The organism is Mycolicibacterium septicum DSM 44393 (genome assembly GCF_000455325.1).
GTDB lineage: Bacteria > Actinomycetota > Actinomycetes > Mycobacteriales > Mycobacteriaceae > Mycobacterium > Mycobacterium septicum.
In genome coordinates, this window is sequence record NZ_HG322951.1 from 3,397,904 (window position 1) to 3,413,811 (window position 15,908).

General features: G+C 68.6%; 16 protein-coding genes. 12 read left to right on the top strand and 4 right to left on the bottom strand.

What is annotated here, in order from left to right; all coding sequences use genetic code 11:
• From TX88_RS16115 to TX88_RS16125, 3 genes are all read left to right on the top strand, one after another.
• Positions 1-2,410, top strand: a 2,410-nt coding sequence (locus TX88_RS16115) for a circularly permuted type 2 ATP-grasp protein (protein WP_044518119.1), incomplete at its 5' end; no start/stop codon positions are given.
• Entirely contained in the window at positions 2,407-3,324 is a 918-nt protein-coding gene (locus TX88_RS16120; RefSeq protein WP_044518121.1) for a transglutaminase family protein, read from the top strand. The genes TX88_RS16115 and TX88_RS16120, both read left to right, overlap by 4 nt.
• Complete coding sequence (locus tag TX88_RS16125) at positions 3,317-4,342, top strand: zinc-binding metallopeptidase family protein (RefSeq protein WP_044518124.1); 1,026 nt, start codon at positions 3,317-3,319, stop codon at positions 4,340-4,342. The genes TX88_RS16120 and TX88_RS16125 overlap by 8 nt, the downstream gene beginning before the upstream one ends.
• A 12-nt stretch (positions 4,343-4,354) precedes the next feature.
• Here the strand turns inward: TX88_RS16125 and TX88_RS16130 are convergent, their stop codons facing one another.
• Complete coding sequence (locus tag TX88_RS16130) at positions 4,355-4,966, bottom strand: TetR/AcrR family transcriptional regulator (protein WP_044518125.1); 612 nt, start codon at positions 4,964-4,966, stop codon at positions 4,355-4,357.
• A gap of 96 nt (positions 4,967-5,062) precedes the next feature.
• On the opposite strand from TX88_RS16130, the gene TX88_RS16135 reads away from it, so the two are divergent.
• Both TX88_RS16135 and TX88_RS16140 read left to right on the top strand, forming a co-directional pair.
• Entirely contained in the window at positions 5,063-5,716 is a 654-nt protein-coding gene (locus TX88_RS16135) for an FMN-dependent NADH-azoreductase (RefSeq protein ID WP_044519464.1), read from the top strand.
• Positions 5,713-6,033: a DMT family transporter gene (locus TX88_RS16140; protein WP_044518127.1), complete on the top strand. Its 321-nt coding sequence runs from the start codon at positions 5,713-5,715 to the stop codon at positions 6,031-6,033. Before TX88_RS16135 ends, TX88_RS16140 begins: the two co-directional genes overlap by 4 nt.
• Here the strand turns inward: TX88_RS16140 and TX88_RS16145 are convergent.
• The gene (locus TX88_RS16145) at positions 6,017-6,613 is read right to left on the bottom strand and encodes a hypothetical protein (protein WP_044519465.1); all 597 of its coding nucleotides are present in this window, start codon (positions 6,611-6,613) and stop codon (positions 6,017-6,019) included. The genes TX88_RS16140 and TX88_RS16145 overlap by 17 nt on opposite strands.
• Before the next feature lie 57 nt (positions 6,614-6,670).
• On the opposite strand from TX88_RS16145, the gene TX88_RS16150 reads away from it, so the two are divergent.
• Complete coding sequence (locus TX88_RS16150) at positions 6,671-7,504, top strand: DUF3097 domain-containing protein (protein ID WP_044518129.1); 834 nt, start codon at positions 6,671-6,673, stop codon at positions 7,502-7,504.
• A 30-nt stretch (positions 7,505-7,534) separates the two neighbouring features.
• Positions 7,535-8,869 carry a replication-associated recombination protein A gene (locus TX88_RS16155; protein ID WP_044518131.1) on the top strand — a complete coding sequence of 445 codons (1,335 nt, stop codon included), beginning with the start codon at positions 7,535-7,537 and terminating at the stop codon, positions 8,867-8,869.
• A gap of 72 nt (positions 8,870-8,941) precedes the next feature.
• On the opposite strand, the gene TX88_RS16160 is transcribed toward TX88_RS16155, so the two are convergent.
• Together TX88_RS16160 and TX88_RS16165 are read right to left on the bottom strand one after the other, a co-directional pair.
• Positions 8,942-9,250, bottom strand: coding sequence for a GlsB/YeaQ/YmgE family stress response membrane protein (locus TX88_RS16160; protein WP_044518133.1), 309 nt, complete (start codon positions 9,248-9,250; stop codon positions 8,942-8,944).
• Between the two features lie 106 nt (positions 9,251-9,356).
• Positions 9,357-9,977, bottom strand: coding sequence for an antibiotic biosynthesis monooxygenase (locus TX88_RS16165; RefSeq protein ID WP_044518135.1), 621 nt, complete (start codon positions 9,975-9,977; stop codon positions 9,357-9,359).
• Between the two features lie 116 nt (positions 9,978-10,093).
• Here TX88_RS16165 and TX88_RS16170 point away from each other — a divergent pair, with 116 nt between their 5' ends.
• The 5 genes from TX88_RS16170 (at position 10,094) to TX88_RS16190 (ending at position 15,872) form a co-directional block, all read left to right on the top strand.
• A complete protein-coding gene (locus tag TX88_RS16170) occupies positions 10,094-10,495 on the top strand; it encodes a secondary thiamine-phosphate synthase enzyme YjbQ (RefSeq protein WP_044518137.1) in 402 nt (133 codons plus the stop codon).
• Between the two features lie 109 nt (positions 10,496-10,604).
• The gene (gene alaS, locus TX88_RS16175) at positions 10,605-13,295 is read left to right on the top strand and encodes an alanine--tRNA ligase (protein ID WP_044519466.1); all 2,691 of its coding nucleotides are present in this window, start codon (positions 10,605-10,607) and stop codon (positions 13,293-13,295) included.
• Between the two features lie 4 nt (positions 13,296-13,299).
• Positions 13,300-13,818 carry a Holliday junction resolvase RuvX gene (gene ruvX / locus TX88_RS16180; protein WP_044518139.1) on the top strand — a complete coding sequence of 173 codons (519 nt, stop codon included), beginning with the start codon at positions 13,300-13,302 and terminating at the stop codon, positions 13,816-13,818.
• Complete coding sequence (locus TX88_RS16185; RefSeq protein WP_044518140.1) at positions 13,811-15,055, top strand: endolytic transglycosylase MltG; 1,245 nt, start codon at positions 13,811-13,813, stop codon at positions 15,053-15,055. Before ruvX ends, TX88_RS16185 begins: the two co-directional genes overlap by 8 nt.
• The gene (locus TX88_RS16190; RefSeq protein WP_044518142.1) at positions 15,045-15,872 is read left to right on the top strand and encodes a shikimate dehydrogenase; all 828 of its coding nucleotides are present in this window, start codon (positions 15,045-15,047) and stop codon (positions 15,870-15,872) included. The genes TX88_RS16185 and TX88_RS16190 overlap by 11 nt, the downstream gene beginning before the upstream one ends.
• Positions 15,873-15,908: the final 36 nt, after the last annotated feature.

Sequence of the window (15,908 nt, forward strand, 5' to 3'; positions counted from 1 at the left end):
CAACGACGGCATCACCTACATCCAGGTGGACCGCCACGGGGAGGTGGTCACCGACGGCGACGGGACCGCGGTGCCGGGTCCCTGGCGTCTCGACGCCCTGCCGCTGGTCGTCTCGGCCGAGGACTGGGACGGCCTGGAATCGGGTCTGGTGCAGCGTTCCCGGCTGCTGGACGCGGTTCTCGCCGATCTGTACGGGGCCCGTCGCTCGATCACCAGCGGGGTGCTGCCCGCCCAGCTGCTGTTCGCCCACCCCGGGTATCTGCGCGCCGCCCGCGGCATCGTGGTGCCCGGGCGTCATCAACTGTTCCTGCACGGCTGCGACATCAGCCGCGACGACGAGGGTGCCTTCGTCGTCAACGCGGACTGGACGCAGGCGCCGTCGGGTGCCGGCTACGCGCTGGCCGACCGACGCGTCATCGCCCATGCGGCACCCGACCTCTACGAGCGGATCGGCCCGCGGCCGGCCTCGCCCTGGGCGCAGGCGCTGCGCCTGGCGCTGCTCGATGCGGCGCCCGAGGCCGCCGAGGAGCCCGTGGTGGTGGTGCTCAGCCCCGGTATCCATTCCGAGACCGCCTTCGACCAGGCGTACCTGGCCGGCGTGCTCGGCTTCCCACTCGTGGAGAGTGCCGATCTCGTGGTCCGCGACGGCACGCTGTGGATGCGGTCGCTGGGCACCCTCAAACGCGTCGATGTGGTGTTGCGCCGCGTCGACGCCGATTACATGGACCCGCTCGACCTGCGCCCCGATTCGCGGCTCGGCGTGGTCGGCCTGGTCGAGGTGTTGCGCCGTGGTGCGGTGACGGTGGTCAACACGCTCGGCAGCGGAATCCTGGAAAGTCCGGGTCTGGCACGGTTTTTGCCGCAGTTGGCCGAGCTGCTGCTCGACGAGACGCCGCAGCTGACGACCGCTCCGATGTACTGGGGCGGCATCGACATCGAGCGCTCCCATCTGCTCACCAAGCTGTCCTCGCTGTTGATCAGACCGGTGAGCGGCGGGGAGACCATCGTCGGGCCGACGCTGTCGGCGGCGGCCCGCGAGAATCTGGCGGCACGTATCGAGGCCGAACCAGGGGATTGGATCGGGCAGGAACTGCCTCAGTTCTCCACCGCACCAACCGATTACCGGGCCAGGGGGTTGTCCGCCGGTAACGTCGGCATGCGGTTGTTCACGGTGGCCCAACGTGGCGGGTATGCCCCTATGATCGGCGGCCTCGGCTACGTGGTCGCCCCGGGACACGCCGCTTACCGGATGAACACCCTTGCCGCCAAGGATGTCTGGGTGCGCACACCGCAGCGGGTCACCGCCGAGCGTGCCCCGGTGGTGTCGGTCGAGCTGGTGGCTCCCGGCACGATCCCCAGCTCCACCCGGGCGGTCAGCTCGCCCCGTGTGCTCTCGGACCTGTTCTGGATGGGGCGCTACGCCGAACGCGCCGAGGGCACGGCCCGGTTGCTCACCGTCACCCGGGAGCGCTACCACGAGTTCCGCTACCGCCCGGATCTCGAAGAGAGCCAGTGCGTTCCGGTGCTGTTGGCAGCACTCGGCTCGATCACGGGCACCGATACCGGCGACACCGACGACGACCACGAGATGATCGCGATCGCCCCGGCCACCCTGTGGTCGGCCACCGCAGACCGGCACCGGCCGGGCTCGCTCGCCCAATCGGTCGAGCGCCTCGCGCTGGCCGCACGGTCGGTGCGCGACCAGATGTCCAACGACACCTGGATGGTGTTGGCCGGGGTCGAACGCGCGGTGCTGCGGCCGTCGGCTGCTCCGCCCGAGTCGCCGACCGCCGCGGATCTCTACCTCGCCAACGCGCACAGCCAGACCCTGGCCGGAATGCTGGCGCTGTCCGGGGTGGCCGCGGAGTCGATGGTGCAGGACATCGGCTGGACCATGATGGATCTCGGTAAGCGCATCGAGCGGGGTCTGGCGCTGACCGCGCTGCTGCGCGCCACCCTGACGACGATGCGCAGCGCCGACGCCGAGCGCGCGGTGACCGAGTCGGCCCTGGTGGCCTGTGAATCGTCGGTGATCTACCGGCGGCGCAATCCCGGCCAGATCAAGATCGCGGCGATCGCCGAACTGGTGTTGTTCGATGCGGAGAACCCCAGATCGTTGATCTACCAACTGGAGCGGATCCGGACCGGCCTCAAGACCCTGCCCGGATCGTCGGGCTCGTCGCGTTCGGAACGTCTGGTCGACGAACTGGCCACCCGGTTGCGCCGGCTCGACCCGGCCGATCTCGAGGAGGTCACCGGCGAGGGGACCCGCGCCGAGTTGGCTGCCCTGCTCGAGGGCATGCATGTCGGCCTGCGGGACCTGTCCGGCGTGATCACCGCGGCTCACCTGTCCCTGCCCGGCGGCATGCAACCGCTGTGGGGACCTGACGAACGGCGGGTGGTGCCGTGACCGAACCCAGCACGCGCTGCTACGAGATCACCCATCGCACCGTCTACCGCTACTCCGACGATGTCACCAGTTCCTACGGTCGCGGCTTTCTCACGCCCCGCGACCTGGACTGGCAGCGTTGCCTGTCCCACGAGCTGGTGATCGAACCCGAGGCGGCCGATCGTTCCACCGGCCGCGACGCGTACGGCAACATCAGCTCGTATTTTCACATCACCGAACGTCACCGCACGCTGAGGATCACCAGCCACTCCGTGGTGGAGGTGGATCCGCCTGAACCCGAACGCTATTCAGGGGCATCGGCGCGGGCGCCGTGGGAGCTGGCCCGCCCGGTCGGCGGGGATGGCGCGCTGGCCGCCGAGTTCACCCTGGACCTGTCGCCGCCGGAAATCACCGATGCCGTGCGCGAGTACGCCGCGCCGAGTTTCGTGCCAGGACGGCCGCTGATCGAGGTGCTGCGCGAACTGACGTCGAGGATCTATTCCGACTTCACCTACAAGTCGGGTTCGACGACGGTGTCCACCCAGGTCGCCGAGGTGCTGGCGGCGCGCGAGGGGGTGTGCCAGGACTTCGCCAGGCTCGCCATCGCCTGCCTGCGCGCCAACGGTCTGGCCGCCAGTTACGTCTCGGGCTATCTGGCCACCGATCCGCCGCCGGGCAAGGAACGCATGATCGGGGTGGATGCCACCCATGCCTGGGCGTCAGTGTGGACGCCGCAGAACGTCTGGCTGGGAATGGATCCCACCAACGACCAGATGGTGGACGAGCGTTACATCGCGGCCGGATTCGGCCGTGATTATGCCGACGTACCCCCGTTGCGCGGCATCATCTACACGGATTCGGACAGTAGTGTGATCGAGGTGTCGGTGGACGTGGCCCCGTACCCGCCGGATCGAGAAGGGTTGCTGCATGCGTGATTTCAACTGCCCCAACTGTGGCCAGCACCTGGCGTTCGAGAACTCCCTGTGCCTGTCCTGCGGCAGCGCGCTGGGGTTCTCGGTCGACGACATGGCGCTGCTGGTGATCACCGACACCGACCAGAACGGCCACGCCGGCGCGGTCGACGAGGATCAGTTTCAGCTGTGCGCCAATCTGCATCTGGCCGAGTGCAATTGGCTCGTCCGGATCGGTCAGGGCGACCAGCTGTGCGCCTCGTGCGCACTCACCCGCACCCGGCCGGCCGACACCGATACCGCGGCGATGGCGTCGTTCGCCGAGGCGGAGCAGGCCAAGCGCCGGTTGATCGCCGAACTGCACGAACTGAAGCTGCCGATCGTCGGCCGGGATCAGGACCCCCAGTTCGGGCTGGCGTTCGACCTGCTCTCCAGTGCAACGGACAAGGTGTTCACCGGCCACCACAACGGGGTCATCACCCTGGATCTCGCCGAAGGTGACGATGTGCACCGCGAGCAGTTGCGGATCGCGATGGACGAGCCGTACCGCACCCTGCTGGGCCACTTCCGGCACGAGATCGGCCACTACTACTTCTATCGGTTGGTCGACCCGTCAGAGGGATACTCGGCGCGGTTCCGGGAGTTGTTCGGGGATCCGGATGCCGACTATCAGGCCGCGCTGGATCGGCACTACCAGGACGGTCCGCCCGCGGGCTGGGAAGACGAATTCGTCTCGTCGTACGCCACCATGCACGCGGCAGAGGACTGGGCCGAGACCTTTGCGCACTACCTGCACATCCGCGACACGCTGGACACCGCGGCGGCCTTCGGATTCGCCGCGGCCGGGGCGACTTTCGAGCGGAAGATACTGGGGCCCAGCGGGTTCGACACCATCATCGAGATGTGGCTGCCACTGGCATGGTCGCTGAACATGGTGAACCGGTCGATGGGCCACGTTGACCTGTACCCGTTCGTGTTGCCTCCGGCGGTGCTGGAGAAGATGCGGTTCGTTCACACCGTCATCGACGAGGTCACCGCCTAGATCGCCGGCGGGCTACCGGGGATCGAGGATCCCGTGGGCGAGCCGCGAGAGCGCCCCCTTGATCTGCTCGACGCTCATTCCGCGCGCCCGCTGGTGGGTGAAGCTCTCCGCCGCCAAGGGCGCCAGTAGCACATCCACCAGCGGATCCGGTTCGGCCACACCGGCTTCCGTCAACAGGGCGCGCACATGTGCGGCCCAGAAACCGTAGGCGCCGGTGGCGAACCGGGCGCCCCCGGTCTCGGCGCCGAGTGCCAGATCGGCATGCGTATCCAGGAGTTCGGCCATCGCCGCATAGAACGCGGAGAGTCGCTCGGCCGGTGGCGCGCCCGGGCCCAGCGGTGGTTCGCCGGACAACAACTGCTGCTGCAGCGCGCGTTCGTGTTCGTCGAGCAGCGCCTCGGCAATGGCGGCGGTGCTGGGGTAACGGCGATAGAGCGTGCCGCGCCCGACGTGGGCCGCCGTGGCGATGTGGTCCATCGTGACTGTTCGCGGGTCGCGACCGGCGAACACCGTGGCGGCTGCCGCAAGGATTTTCGCGCGGTTGCGGGCCGCGTCGGCCCGCTCCGCGCCGACCCGTCCGGTGCCGGCGTCGTCGGTCGCAAGGAGGTCTGCGCCGATGTCCATCACTGCACTGTAGCCGATGCGGGAAATAAGTGGACGCGATGTCCGGTTATCTGGAACGCTGAACCGGACGTAATGTCCACTTACCTGGAGGTTGTCATGACCACGCTTCTTCACATCGACGCCAGTGCCCGCAATCGCTCCGTGAGTCGCCGGATCGGCGCGGAGTTCGCCCGGTCCTGGCGGGATGCCCGTCCGGATGGCCGGTACCTCTACCGCGATGTCGCGGCCGATCCCGTGCCGTTCATCGGGGAGGGCTGGACCGAACTCTGTGACGCGGTGCTGGCGGCGGGCAGTACCGATCTGGACCGGCTCGAGGAGTTGGCGCGCACGCCGGAGCAGGCCGCGGCCTGGGCCATCGTGGAACCGCTGCTGGGTGAACTGCGCTCGGCCGACATCGTGCTGATCGCCACGCCGATGTACAACTACTCCATCCCGGCCTCGCTCAAGGCCTGGCTGGACCAGGTGACATTCCCGCGAATGTCCCTGGCGCCGAGACGGTTTGTCGTGGCTACCGCCCGAGGCGGCGCGTACTCACCCGGCTCGCCGAAGGCGCAGTTCGACTACCAGGAACGGTTCCTGCGGGATTTCGTCGCCGGACACTACGGTGTGGCCGACACCGTGTTCATCAACGCCGAGATGGCCAACGCGCGGGTGGATCCCGCGTTGGCACGGTTTCGGTCCATGCACGACGATTCGACCGCGCAGGCTCTTGCGGCCGCTCGCACTCTCGGCATGGAGTACGCGAAATGAGCTGGCTGGTACTGGGTTTGGCCGGGCTGGTGGAGATCGCCTGGTCGCAGAGCATCAAGCCGACCGAAGGATTCACCCGTCCGCTGCCCACGGTGGTGTGCGTCGCGGTCGGGGCGTTGTCGGTGTACCTACTGTCGTTGGCCATGCGCGGCCTGCCCGTCGGCACCGCCTATGCGGTCTTCACCGGCATCGGCGCGGTAGGTGCCATCGCGCTCGGCGTGCTCATCCACCGTGACCCGTTGAGCGTGGGTCGGGCGCTGGCCCTGTCGATGATCGTGGGAGGGATCGCGCTGGCCCGGTTCACGAATCCGGATTGACCCCGGTGGCGGCCAGGTAGGCGCGTCCCCGCGGGGCGAGCCGGTAGCCGACGTCGAGGCTGATGGTCAGGCCCAGTCCCTTGAGCTGGCGCACCCGTCCCTTGAACCGGGGCACTTCGAGGCCGACGCGCGCCGCCAGATCCGGTGCGCGGACGGCCTCGTTGGCCGCGATCATCGCGAGGTACTGACGGGTCCACGCCCCGTCGGTGCTGGCCGCGTCCCAGCGGTCCAGCCGGTCATCGATCAGCCGGATGTCGGCGTCGGACAGCGTGTCGTCGGCAGCCAGGTCGGGCCGCTCGTCCCGAGCCAGGTACGAGACCGCGATCAGGTAGGTGTGCGCGGCCGGTCTGCGGTCGAGCTGGGCCTGCGCCGTCGCGGCATCCGGATATCCGGCGGCGCGGGCCTGCGCGGCACTCACTCGGTAATCGCCGGGGTGTTCGGTGACCGAACCGATTCGGATCGTGCCGGCCTGGGTGCGTTGGGTTCCGCCGGGCTTGGCCCGGGGCTTGTCCCAGCGACGCAGCACCAGCGAGATGGTCCCGTCGGCAATGCCATCGGCGGTCGGCCGATCTAACAGCACGATCACGATCGTATGTCGCAACCCCGCTTTCGCCGCAGGCGTTCCTAGGATCGCCGCGTGACTGATCGCTACGGTTCCGACATCCTGGCCCGAAATCCGCACACCCCGAAGCTGACTCGATCGACGGAGCAGCCCGCGGAGAAGGGCCTGGTCGTCGAGGATGCCCAGAGCGGTTACGTGGGCGCGGTGGTGCGGATCGAGGGCGGCCGGGTCGAACTCGAAGACCGCAGGGGCAAGGTGCGGGCTTTCCCGATGGGGCCGGGTTTCCTGCTCGACGGCAAGCCGGTGAGTCTCGTGGTGCCCAAGCGGACCGCCGCGCCGGCCCGCACGGCGTCGGGATCGGTCGCGGTATCCAATGCCAAGGCGCGGGTCGCACTGGCCAGCCGGATCTATGTGGAAGGCCGCCACGACGCCGAGCTCGTCGAGCAGGTCTGGGGCGCCGATCTACGTATCGAAGGTGTGGTCGTCGAATACCTCGGCGGCGTCGACGACCTGGCAGACATCGTGGCCGAGTTCGCGCCGGGACCGGGCCGCCGGCTCGGCGTTCTGGTCGATCACCTGGTGACCGGTTCCAAGGAGGCACGCATCGCCGAGGCGGTGCGCCGTGGCCCCGGCGGTGAGCACACCCTGGTGGTCGGGCACCCGTTCGTCGACATCTGGCAGTCCGTCAAACCGGCCCGGCTGGGGATGAAGGCCTGGCCGACCATCCCGCGCAACGTCGAGTGGAGACACGGCATCTGTGCGGCGCTGGGCTGGCCGCACCAGGACCAGGCCGACATCGCGCGGGCGTGGCAGCGGATCCGCGGCCGGGTCCGGGACTGGAACGACCTGGAGCCCGCGCTGATCGGCCGGGTCGAGGAACTGATCGACTTCGTCACCGCCCCGGCGTAGTCCGTCGTGTCGGCGTGGTAAGCAGAAGGCGTGTCCGACAGCTTGTTCGATGTGCCCGGTGAGCCGGGGCCGGGTGACCCCGGCGCGCTTGCCGCACCCGGCACGGCGCCGCTGGCGGTGCGGATGCGCCCGGCCGGGCTCGACGAGGTCGTCGGCCAGACCCATCTGTTGCAGGCCGGTTCGCCGTTGCGCCGCCTCGTGGAGGGATCGGGAGCGGCGTCGGTCATCCTCTACGGCCCGCCCGGCACCGGCAAGACCACGCTGGCCTCGCTGATCTCGCAGGCCACCGGCCGCCGGTTCGAGGCGCTGTCTGCGCTGAGCGCCGGGGTCAAAGAGGTCCGGGCCGTGATCGATGTGGCGCGGCGCGCGGCTGTCCACGGTGAACAGACCGTGCTGTTCATCGACGAGGTGCACCGCTTCTCCAAGACCCAGCAGGACGCGCTGCTGGCGGCGGTGGAGAACCGGGTCGTGCTGTTGGTGGCGGCCACCACGGAGAACCCGTCGTTCTCGGTGGTCGCGCCGCTGTTGTCGCGGTCACTGATCCTGCAGTTGCAGCCGCTGACCCCGCAGGACGTCGAGATCGTGCTGCGCCGCGCAATCACCGACCCGCGGGGTCTGGGTGGTGCGGTCGAGGTCACCGACGAGGCCGTCGACCTGCTGGTGCAGCTCTCCGCCGGTGATGCGCGGCGGGCGCTGACGGCATTGGAGGTGGCTGCCGAGCCCGGGGAGCGGGTGACCGTCGAGACCATCGAGCAGTCACTGGACAAGGCGGCGGTGCGCTACGACCGCGACGGGGATCAGCACTACGACGTCGTCAGTGCCTTCATCAAGTCGGTCCGCGGATCCGATGTCGACGCGGCGTTGCACTACCTGGCCCGGATGTTGGTGGCGGGGGAGGACCCTCGCTTCGTGGCGCGCCGCTTGATGATCCTGGCCAGCGAGGACATCGGGATGGCCGACCCGACCGCCTTGCAGACCGCCGTCGCCGCGGCCCAGACCGTGCAGCTGATCGGCATGCCCGAGGCGCAGCTGACGCTGGCGCATGCCACGGTGCATCTGGCCACCGCGCCCAAGTCCAACGCCGTGACCACGGCGCTGGGTGCGGCGATGAACGACATCCGGGCCGGAAAGGCCGGGTTGGTGCCCCCGCATCTGCGGGACGGTCATTACTCGGGAGCGCAGAAACTCGGTAACGCCGTGGGATACAAGTATGCCCACGATCATCCCGACGGTGTTGTGTCGCAACAGTATCCACCGGACGATCTGGTGGGGGTGGACTACTACCAGCCGACCGGGCGCGGTTTCGAACGCGAGCTGGTCACCCGGCTGGACAAGCTCCGGGCAATCATCCGCCGCAGGCGCTGATACCGCCGGGGCAGCCGAAAACCACGGTCCCGGTTGAATATTCAACCGAGACCGTGGCGCGGGGGAAGGTGGTCAGCGCAGCAGGCCGGACCGTCGGGTTCCGAGGATGCCGGTCCTTCTGCGTCCCATCAGAGCGGATATCAGGGCCACTCCGAGTGCGGCCACGATGACCTGGACGAGGAGCTCGAGCCAGTCGACGCCGCTGGTCGCCGTCGGGATGCCCATGGCGCGGGCGAGTGCGGTACCGATGAACGCGGAGACGATACCGACGAGGATCGTCACCAGGATGCCGATGGGTTGTCTGCCGGGAACGATCAAGCGGCCGATCACGCCGATGGCAATGCCGATCAGAATCGCGCTGATGATGCCGGTGATGGTCATGGTCTCCTCCGAGGCCGAGGCTGGATTGGGCTGACCATCAAGTACCCCGCACCGTCGCGACGTAAACGGTGCCGTCAATTCGTTTTTGTCTCGGTTCGTCGGCGGGTCAGGCCATCTCGGGCACGCGCAGGTGGGCCAGCACGAGTTCGAACTCTCCGACGTCGATCTGATCGGCACTCAGGTCGCGGAGCCGGGCGGTGCGCAACGCCCGTGCCTGATCGCGGTTGCGGTCCATCGCCTCTGCGCTGTCGAAGGTGGCCGAGGACACCGCGCGGCCGGACCCGCGGTCGAGCATGAGGCTCGCGCTGCAGAAGCCCTCGAGGTCTTCCATCGCGGGCAACACCGACGTGCGGTAGAACTCCACGGCGCGGTCGAACAGCTCGGGGCGGGTTCGCAGCCACGTCGCCCGTACGCAGGCACCGGGTCCGGAGTACTGCTCGCGGTGAACCACCGCGATCTCCCATTCGTCGACGGTGGCGGTGCCTTCGAATGCCTCCACTACGCGATGGCGCATCGGCGCCACCGCGTCGGCGCTGGCAAGCATTGCCTCTTCGGACCGCCAGGCCGTGGTGAGGACACACTCGCCCGATTCCCGGTTCACCATCAGGGACAGGCCCACACAACCGTCGATGGTGTCGATGGCGGGCATGACCTCGTCGCGGACATGGGCGATACCGGCGTTGACGGCCCGGGTGCGCGCCGCAATCGTGGTTGAACGTGCGAACACGGTCCACCCCTTCCTGCCAGGGCGGCGCCCCGGTGGCGCCACCGGTTCCACCCCCAACCATCCTCCGGTGTGTCGCAGGTGGCAATGGTGTGGCGCGAGGCTCGTAGGCTGGGCCGATGGACACCGACGTGATCGACGTGGACACCTCACGGCGCCGCATCGTCGACCTCACCGACTCGGTACGCCGGTTCTGCGGCGCGCACCGCGATGGCCTGTGCAACGTGTTCGTCCCGCACGCGACGGCGGGTGTGGCCATCATCGAGACCGGCGCCGGCTCCGACGACGACCTGCTCGATACCCTGGAACGGTTGTTGCCGCGTGACGACCGCTACCGGCACAGCCACGGATCGTTCGGGCATGGCGCGGATCACGTGCTGCCCGCCCTGGTGTCGCCGTCGGTCACGCTGCCGGTCCAGGCGGGTCGGCCGTTGCTGGGAACCTGGCAGAGTGTGGTGCTGGTCGATCTGAACCGCGACAACCCGCAGCGTTCGGTGCGGCTGAGCTTTCTGGGGGCGTGACGCTTGTCGCCCTTTTCGGGGTGAACGCGCAGAACGGTAATGTAAAGCGGTCGAACTGATGGTTGCCTGCGCAACCCCAGCCACCCACGAACACGAGGACACGAGCAACGTGCAGACACACGAGATCAGGAAGCGCTTCCTCGATCATTTCGTGAAGGCGGGCCACACGGAGGTGCCCAGCGCCTCGGTGATCCTCGACGACCCCAACCTGTTGTTCGTCAACGCCGGCATGGTGCAGTTCGTGCCTTACTTCCTCGGTGCCCGTACGCCGCCGTGGGACCGCGCCACCAGCGTGCAGAAGTGCATCCGCACACCTGACATCGACGAGGTGGGCATCACCACCCGGCACAACACCTTCTTCCAGATGGCCGGCAACTTCTCGTTCGGCGACTACTTCAAAAAGGGCGCCATCGAGCTGGCCTGGACCCTGCTGACCAACCCGGTCAGCGAGGGCGGCTACGGATTCGACCCGGAAAGGCTGTGGGCAACGGTCTATCTGGACGACGACGAGGCCATCGCGCTGTGGCAGGAAGTCGCCGGGCTGCCGCTCGAGCGCATCCAGCGCCGCGGCATGGCCGACAACTACTGGTCGATGGGCATCCCCGGGCCGTGCGGCCCGTGTTCGGAGATCTACTACGACCGCGGCCCCGAATACGGGATCGAGGGCGGTCCGGAGGCCAACGAGGACCGCTACATCGAGATCTGGAATCTCGTGTTCATGCAGAACGAGCGCGGTGAGGGCACCTCGAAGGACGACTTCGAGATCCTCGGCCCGCTGCCGCGCAAGAACATCGACACCGGTATGGGCGTCGAACGCATCGCCTGCCTGTTGCAGGACGTGGACAACGTCTACGAGACCGACCTGGTGCGTCCGGTGATCGATCTGGTCGCCGGGATCGCCCCGCGCGGATACGGCGCGGGCAACCACGAGGACGACGTCCGCTACCGCATCATCGGCGACCACAGCCGCACCGCGGCCATCATCATCGGCGACGGGGTCAGCCCCGGCAACGAGGGCCGCGGCTACGTGCTGCGCCGCCTGCTCCGCCGCATCATCCGCGCGGCCAAACTGCTCGGCGTCGAGGAGCCCATCATGGGCCGGCTGATGACCACGGTGCGCGACGAGATGGGTCCGTCGTACCCGGAGCTGGTCACCGACTTCGAGCGCATCAACCGGATCGCCGTCGCCGAGGAGACCGCGTTCAACCGGACCCTGGTCGCCGGCTCGAAGCTGTTCGACGACGCCGCCGCGGCCACCAAGAAATCCGGTGCTTCCGTACTTTCCGGCAGCGACGCGTTCACCCTGCACGACACCTACGGCTTCCCGATCGACCTCACGCTGGAGATGGCCGCCGAGGCCGGCCTCGCGGTCGACGAGCAGGGCTTCCGGACGCTGATGGCCGAGCAGCGCCAGCGCGCCAAGGCTGATGCCGCCGCGCGCAAGCAGGCCCACACCGATCTGTCCGCATACCGCGAGCTGGTCGACGCCGGGCCCACCGAGTTCACCGGCTTCGACGAATTGTCCACTGAAGCAAGGATTCTCGGTATCTTCGTGGACGGCAAGCGGGTGCCCGTGGTGACCCACGAAGGCCTGGACGCCGATCGCGTGGAGCTGATCCTGGACCGCACCCCGTTCTACGCCGAGTCCGGTGGCCAGATCGCCGACGAGGGAACGATTTCCGGCACGGGTGCCTCGGTTGCCGCCAAGGCCGCCGTCACCGATGTGCAGAAGATCGCCAAAACCCTGTGGGCACACCGGATCAACGTCGAGTCCGGCGAGTTCGTCGAGGGCGACACCGTCACCGCCGCGGTGGATCCCAAGTGGCGCCACGGCGCCACCCAGGGCCACTCCGGCACCCACATGGTGCACGCCGCGCTGCGACAGGTGCTGGGCCCCACCGCCGTTCAGGCCGGTTCGCTGAACCGTCCGGGTTACCTGCGGTTCGATTTCAACTGGCAGGGTGCGCTCACCGATGACCAGCGCACCCAGATCGAAGAAGTCACCAACGAGGCCGTCGAGGCCGACTTCCAGGTGAACACCTTCGTCACCGCACTGGACAAGGCCAAGGCGATGGGCGCGATGGCGATGTTCGGCGAGAACTATCCCGACCAGGTGCGGGTGGTTGACATCGGCGGGCCGTTCTCGCTGGAACTCTGCGGTGGCACCCACGTGCGCAACTCGGCCCAGATCGGCCCGGTGACCATCCTCGGGGAGTCCTCGGTCGGATCCGGCATCCGCCGTGTCGAGGCCTACGTCGGTCTCGAATCCTTCCGCCACCTGGCCAAGGAACGCGCCCTGATGGCGGGCCTGGCCTCGTCGCTCAAGGTGCCCTCCGAAGAGGTGCCCGCCCGGGTGGCCAACCTGGTCGAGCGCCTCAAGGCCGCCGAGAAGGAACTGGACAAGGCCCGCCTGGCCAACGCCCGGGCCGCGGCAGCCAACGCGGCCGCCGGTGCCGAGACCATCGGCAAGGTCCGGGTCGTCGCCCAGCGGGTGGCCGGCGGCATGTCAGGCGGTGACCTGCGCACCCTGGTCGGCGACATCAAGGGCAAGCTCGGCAGCGACCCGGCGGTGATCGCGCTGATCGCCGAGGGCGAGGACGACGCGGTGCCCTTCGTGGTCGCGGTCAACCCGGCTGCTCAGGACCTGGGGCTGCGCGCCAATGAGCTGGTGAAGCCGTTCAGCGCGGCAGTCAACGGCCGCGGCGGCGGCAAAGTGGACATGGCACAAGGTTCCGGTAAGGGGGCGGCGGGTATCGACGCGGCATTGGCCGCGCTGCGCGCCGAGATCGGCCGGGGCTAGCTTCGTGTCCGACACGGTCGACGACCGGCTACCGGACCGCCCAGGGGATGACGACCCCGGACGTGGGCGGCGCATCGGCATCGACGTCGGAACCGTGCGGATAGGCGTGGCCAGTTGCGATCCCGACGGGATCTTGGCCACTCCGGTCGAGACCGTTCAGCGGGACAAGCGGGACCGGTCGGGCAGACATCTGCGCAGACTGGTGACGCTGATCGGCGAGTACGAGGCCGTCGAGGTCGTCGTCGGGCTACCCCGCACACTCGCCGATCGGGCCGGCAGCTCAGCCGTCGACGCCATCGAACTGGCCGATGTGCTGGCCCGCCGAATCGCCCCGATACCGGTGCGACTGGCCGACGAGCGGCTCACTACTGTTTCGGCTCAGCGGTCGTTGCGTGAAGCGGGAGTCCGGGCAAAGGGACAGAAGGCGATGATCGACCAGGCCGCTGCGGTCGGCATTCTGCAGAGCTGGCTGGATCAGCGGCGTGCGGCTCTGGCTGCGCGCGGAGAGGGCATGGATGGCTGAGAAGTGGGGTGCCGACAAAGCGAAGCCCGAGGTGGTCGGGCCACCGCGACGCGGGCTGAGCAAGGCCGAGCGGGCCCGCAAGGCCCGCAACGACCGGAAGCGCCGTGTCACCAGGGGCTTCTCCATCGCAGGTCTCATCGTGGTGTTGATCGGTGCGGTGTTCCTCGGTTCCAGGCTGTGGCACGGCATGTCGGGCTCCTCCGGCGACTACGCGGGTGACGGCGTCGCCGACGTCGTCATCCAGGTCCACGACGGTGATTCCACGACGGCCATCGCCAAGACGCTGCAGGACAAGAAAGTGGTCGCCACGGTCAAGGCCTTCGTCGACGCGGCCCACAAGAACGAGGCGATCTCGGCGATCCAGCCCGGCTTCTACAAGGTGCGCACCGAGATCCCGGCGGCCAACGCCGTTGAGCGACTGGCAGATCCGGACAGCCGGGTGGGCAAGCTGACCATCCCGGAGGGACGTCAGCTCGACGACACCGCCGACGTCAAGACCAAGGCCGTCACCGAAGGCATCTTCACGCTGATCTCCCAGGCCTCGTGCGTCGAACTGGACGGTGAGAAGCGTTGCGTACCGGTCGATGAGCTCCGTACGGCTGCCCAAACCGCACCCGCTGCCGCGTTGGCAGTACCCGACTGGGCCGCGGCTCCGGTCGCGGCGATGCCCAACGATCACCGCCGGCTGGAGGGGCTGATCGCGCCCGGTACCTGGAATGTGGACCCGGCGGGAACGGCGCAGGACATTCTGTCCACCCTGGTCGCCGGCAGCGCCACCCTCTACACCCAGAGCGGTCTGCTCGACACCGCGGCGGCGATGCAGATGTCGCCCTATCAGATCCTCACCGTCGGATCCCTCGTGCAGCGCGAAGCCAAGCCCCAGGACTTCTCCAAGGTGGCGCGGGTGATCTACAACCGGCTCGCCGAACACCGCAAGCTGGAGTTCGACTCGACCGTGAACTATCCGCTGGACCGCCAGGAAGTGGCGACCACCGACGATGACCGCGCCAAGGTCACCCCGTGGAATACCTATATGAGCCAAGGGCTTCCGCAGACGCCGATCTGCTCGCCCGGCACGGATGCGCTGGCCGCGGCCGAGCGTCCGGCCGAGGGGGACTGGCTCTACTTCGTGACCATCGACCTGCAGGGCACCACGCTGTTCACGCGCGACTACGACCAGCACCTGGCCAACATCGAACTGGCCCAGCACAACGGTGTCCTCGACAGTGCCCGATAGGCGGCCCGCCGCCGTGCCCGATAGCGGCCGCAAGGCCGCCGTTCTGGGCTCGCCGATCACCCATTCGCGCTCGCCCCAGCTGCACCTGGCCGCCTACCGGGCGCTGGGCCTGCCGTCGTGGACCTACGACCGCATCGAGTGCACGGCCGAACAGCTGCCCGGCCTCGTCAGCTCGCTTGGCCCGGAATGGGTCGGACTGTCGGTCACCATGCCGGGCAAGTTCGCCGCACTGGAGTTCGCCGATCAGCGCACCGAACGCGCCGAGCTGGTGGGCTCGGCCAACACCCTGCTACGGCTGCCGACGGGTGGCTGGCGTGCCGACAACACCGATGTCGACGGGGTGGTCGGAGCGCTCGGGACAGCCGGTGACTCGGCGCTGGTGATCGGATCCGGCGGCACCGCCCCGGCCGCCGTCGTGGCGCTGGCCGAACTCGGCGTACAGCGGATCACCATCGTGGCGCGCGACGAGGGCAAGGCATCGCGGTTGGTGGAGTTGGCCGGCCGGTGCGGCGCGCAGGGCAGCTGGTGCGACATCGGCGGCTCGGCGCTGACCGAAGCGGTGGCCACCGCCGATGCGGCGGTCAGCACGATCCCGGCCGACGCGGCCGCTGCCTACGCGGGCACGCTGGCGGGGGTGCCGCGCGTGCTCGACGCCATCTACGACCCGTGGCCGACGCCGCTCGCCCAGGCCGTCGAGGCGGCGGGCGGTGAGGCGATCAACGGGCTGCAGATGCTGCTGAACCAGGCCTTCGCCCAGGTGGAACAGTTCACCGGGATGCCCGCTCCCAAAGAGGCGATGCGCGCCGCATTGGGCTGAGGCGTCACGGGGCGAACGTGCCATACCGCCGCAAGC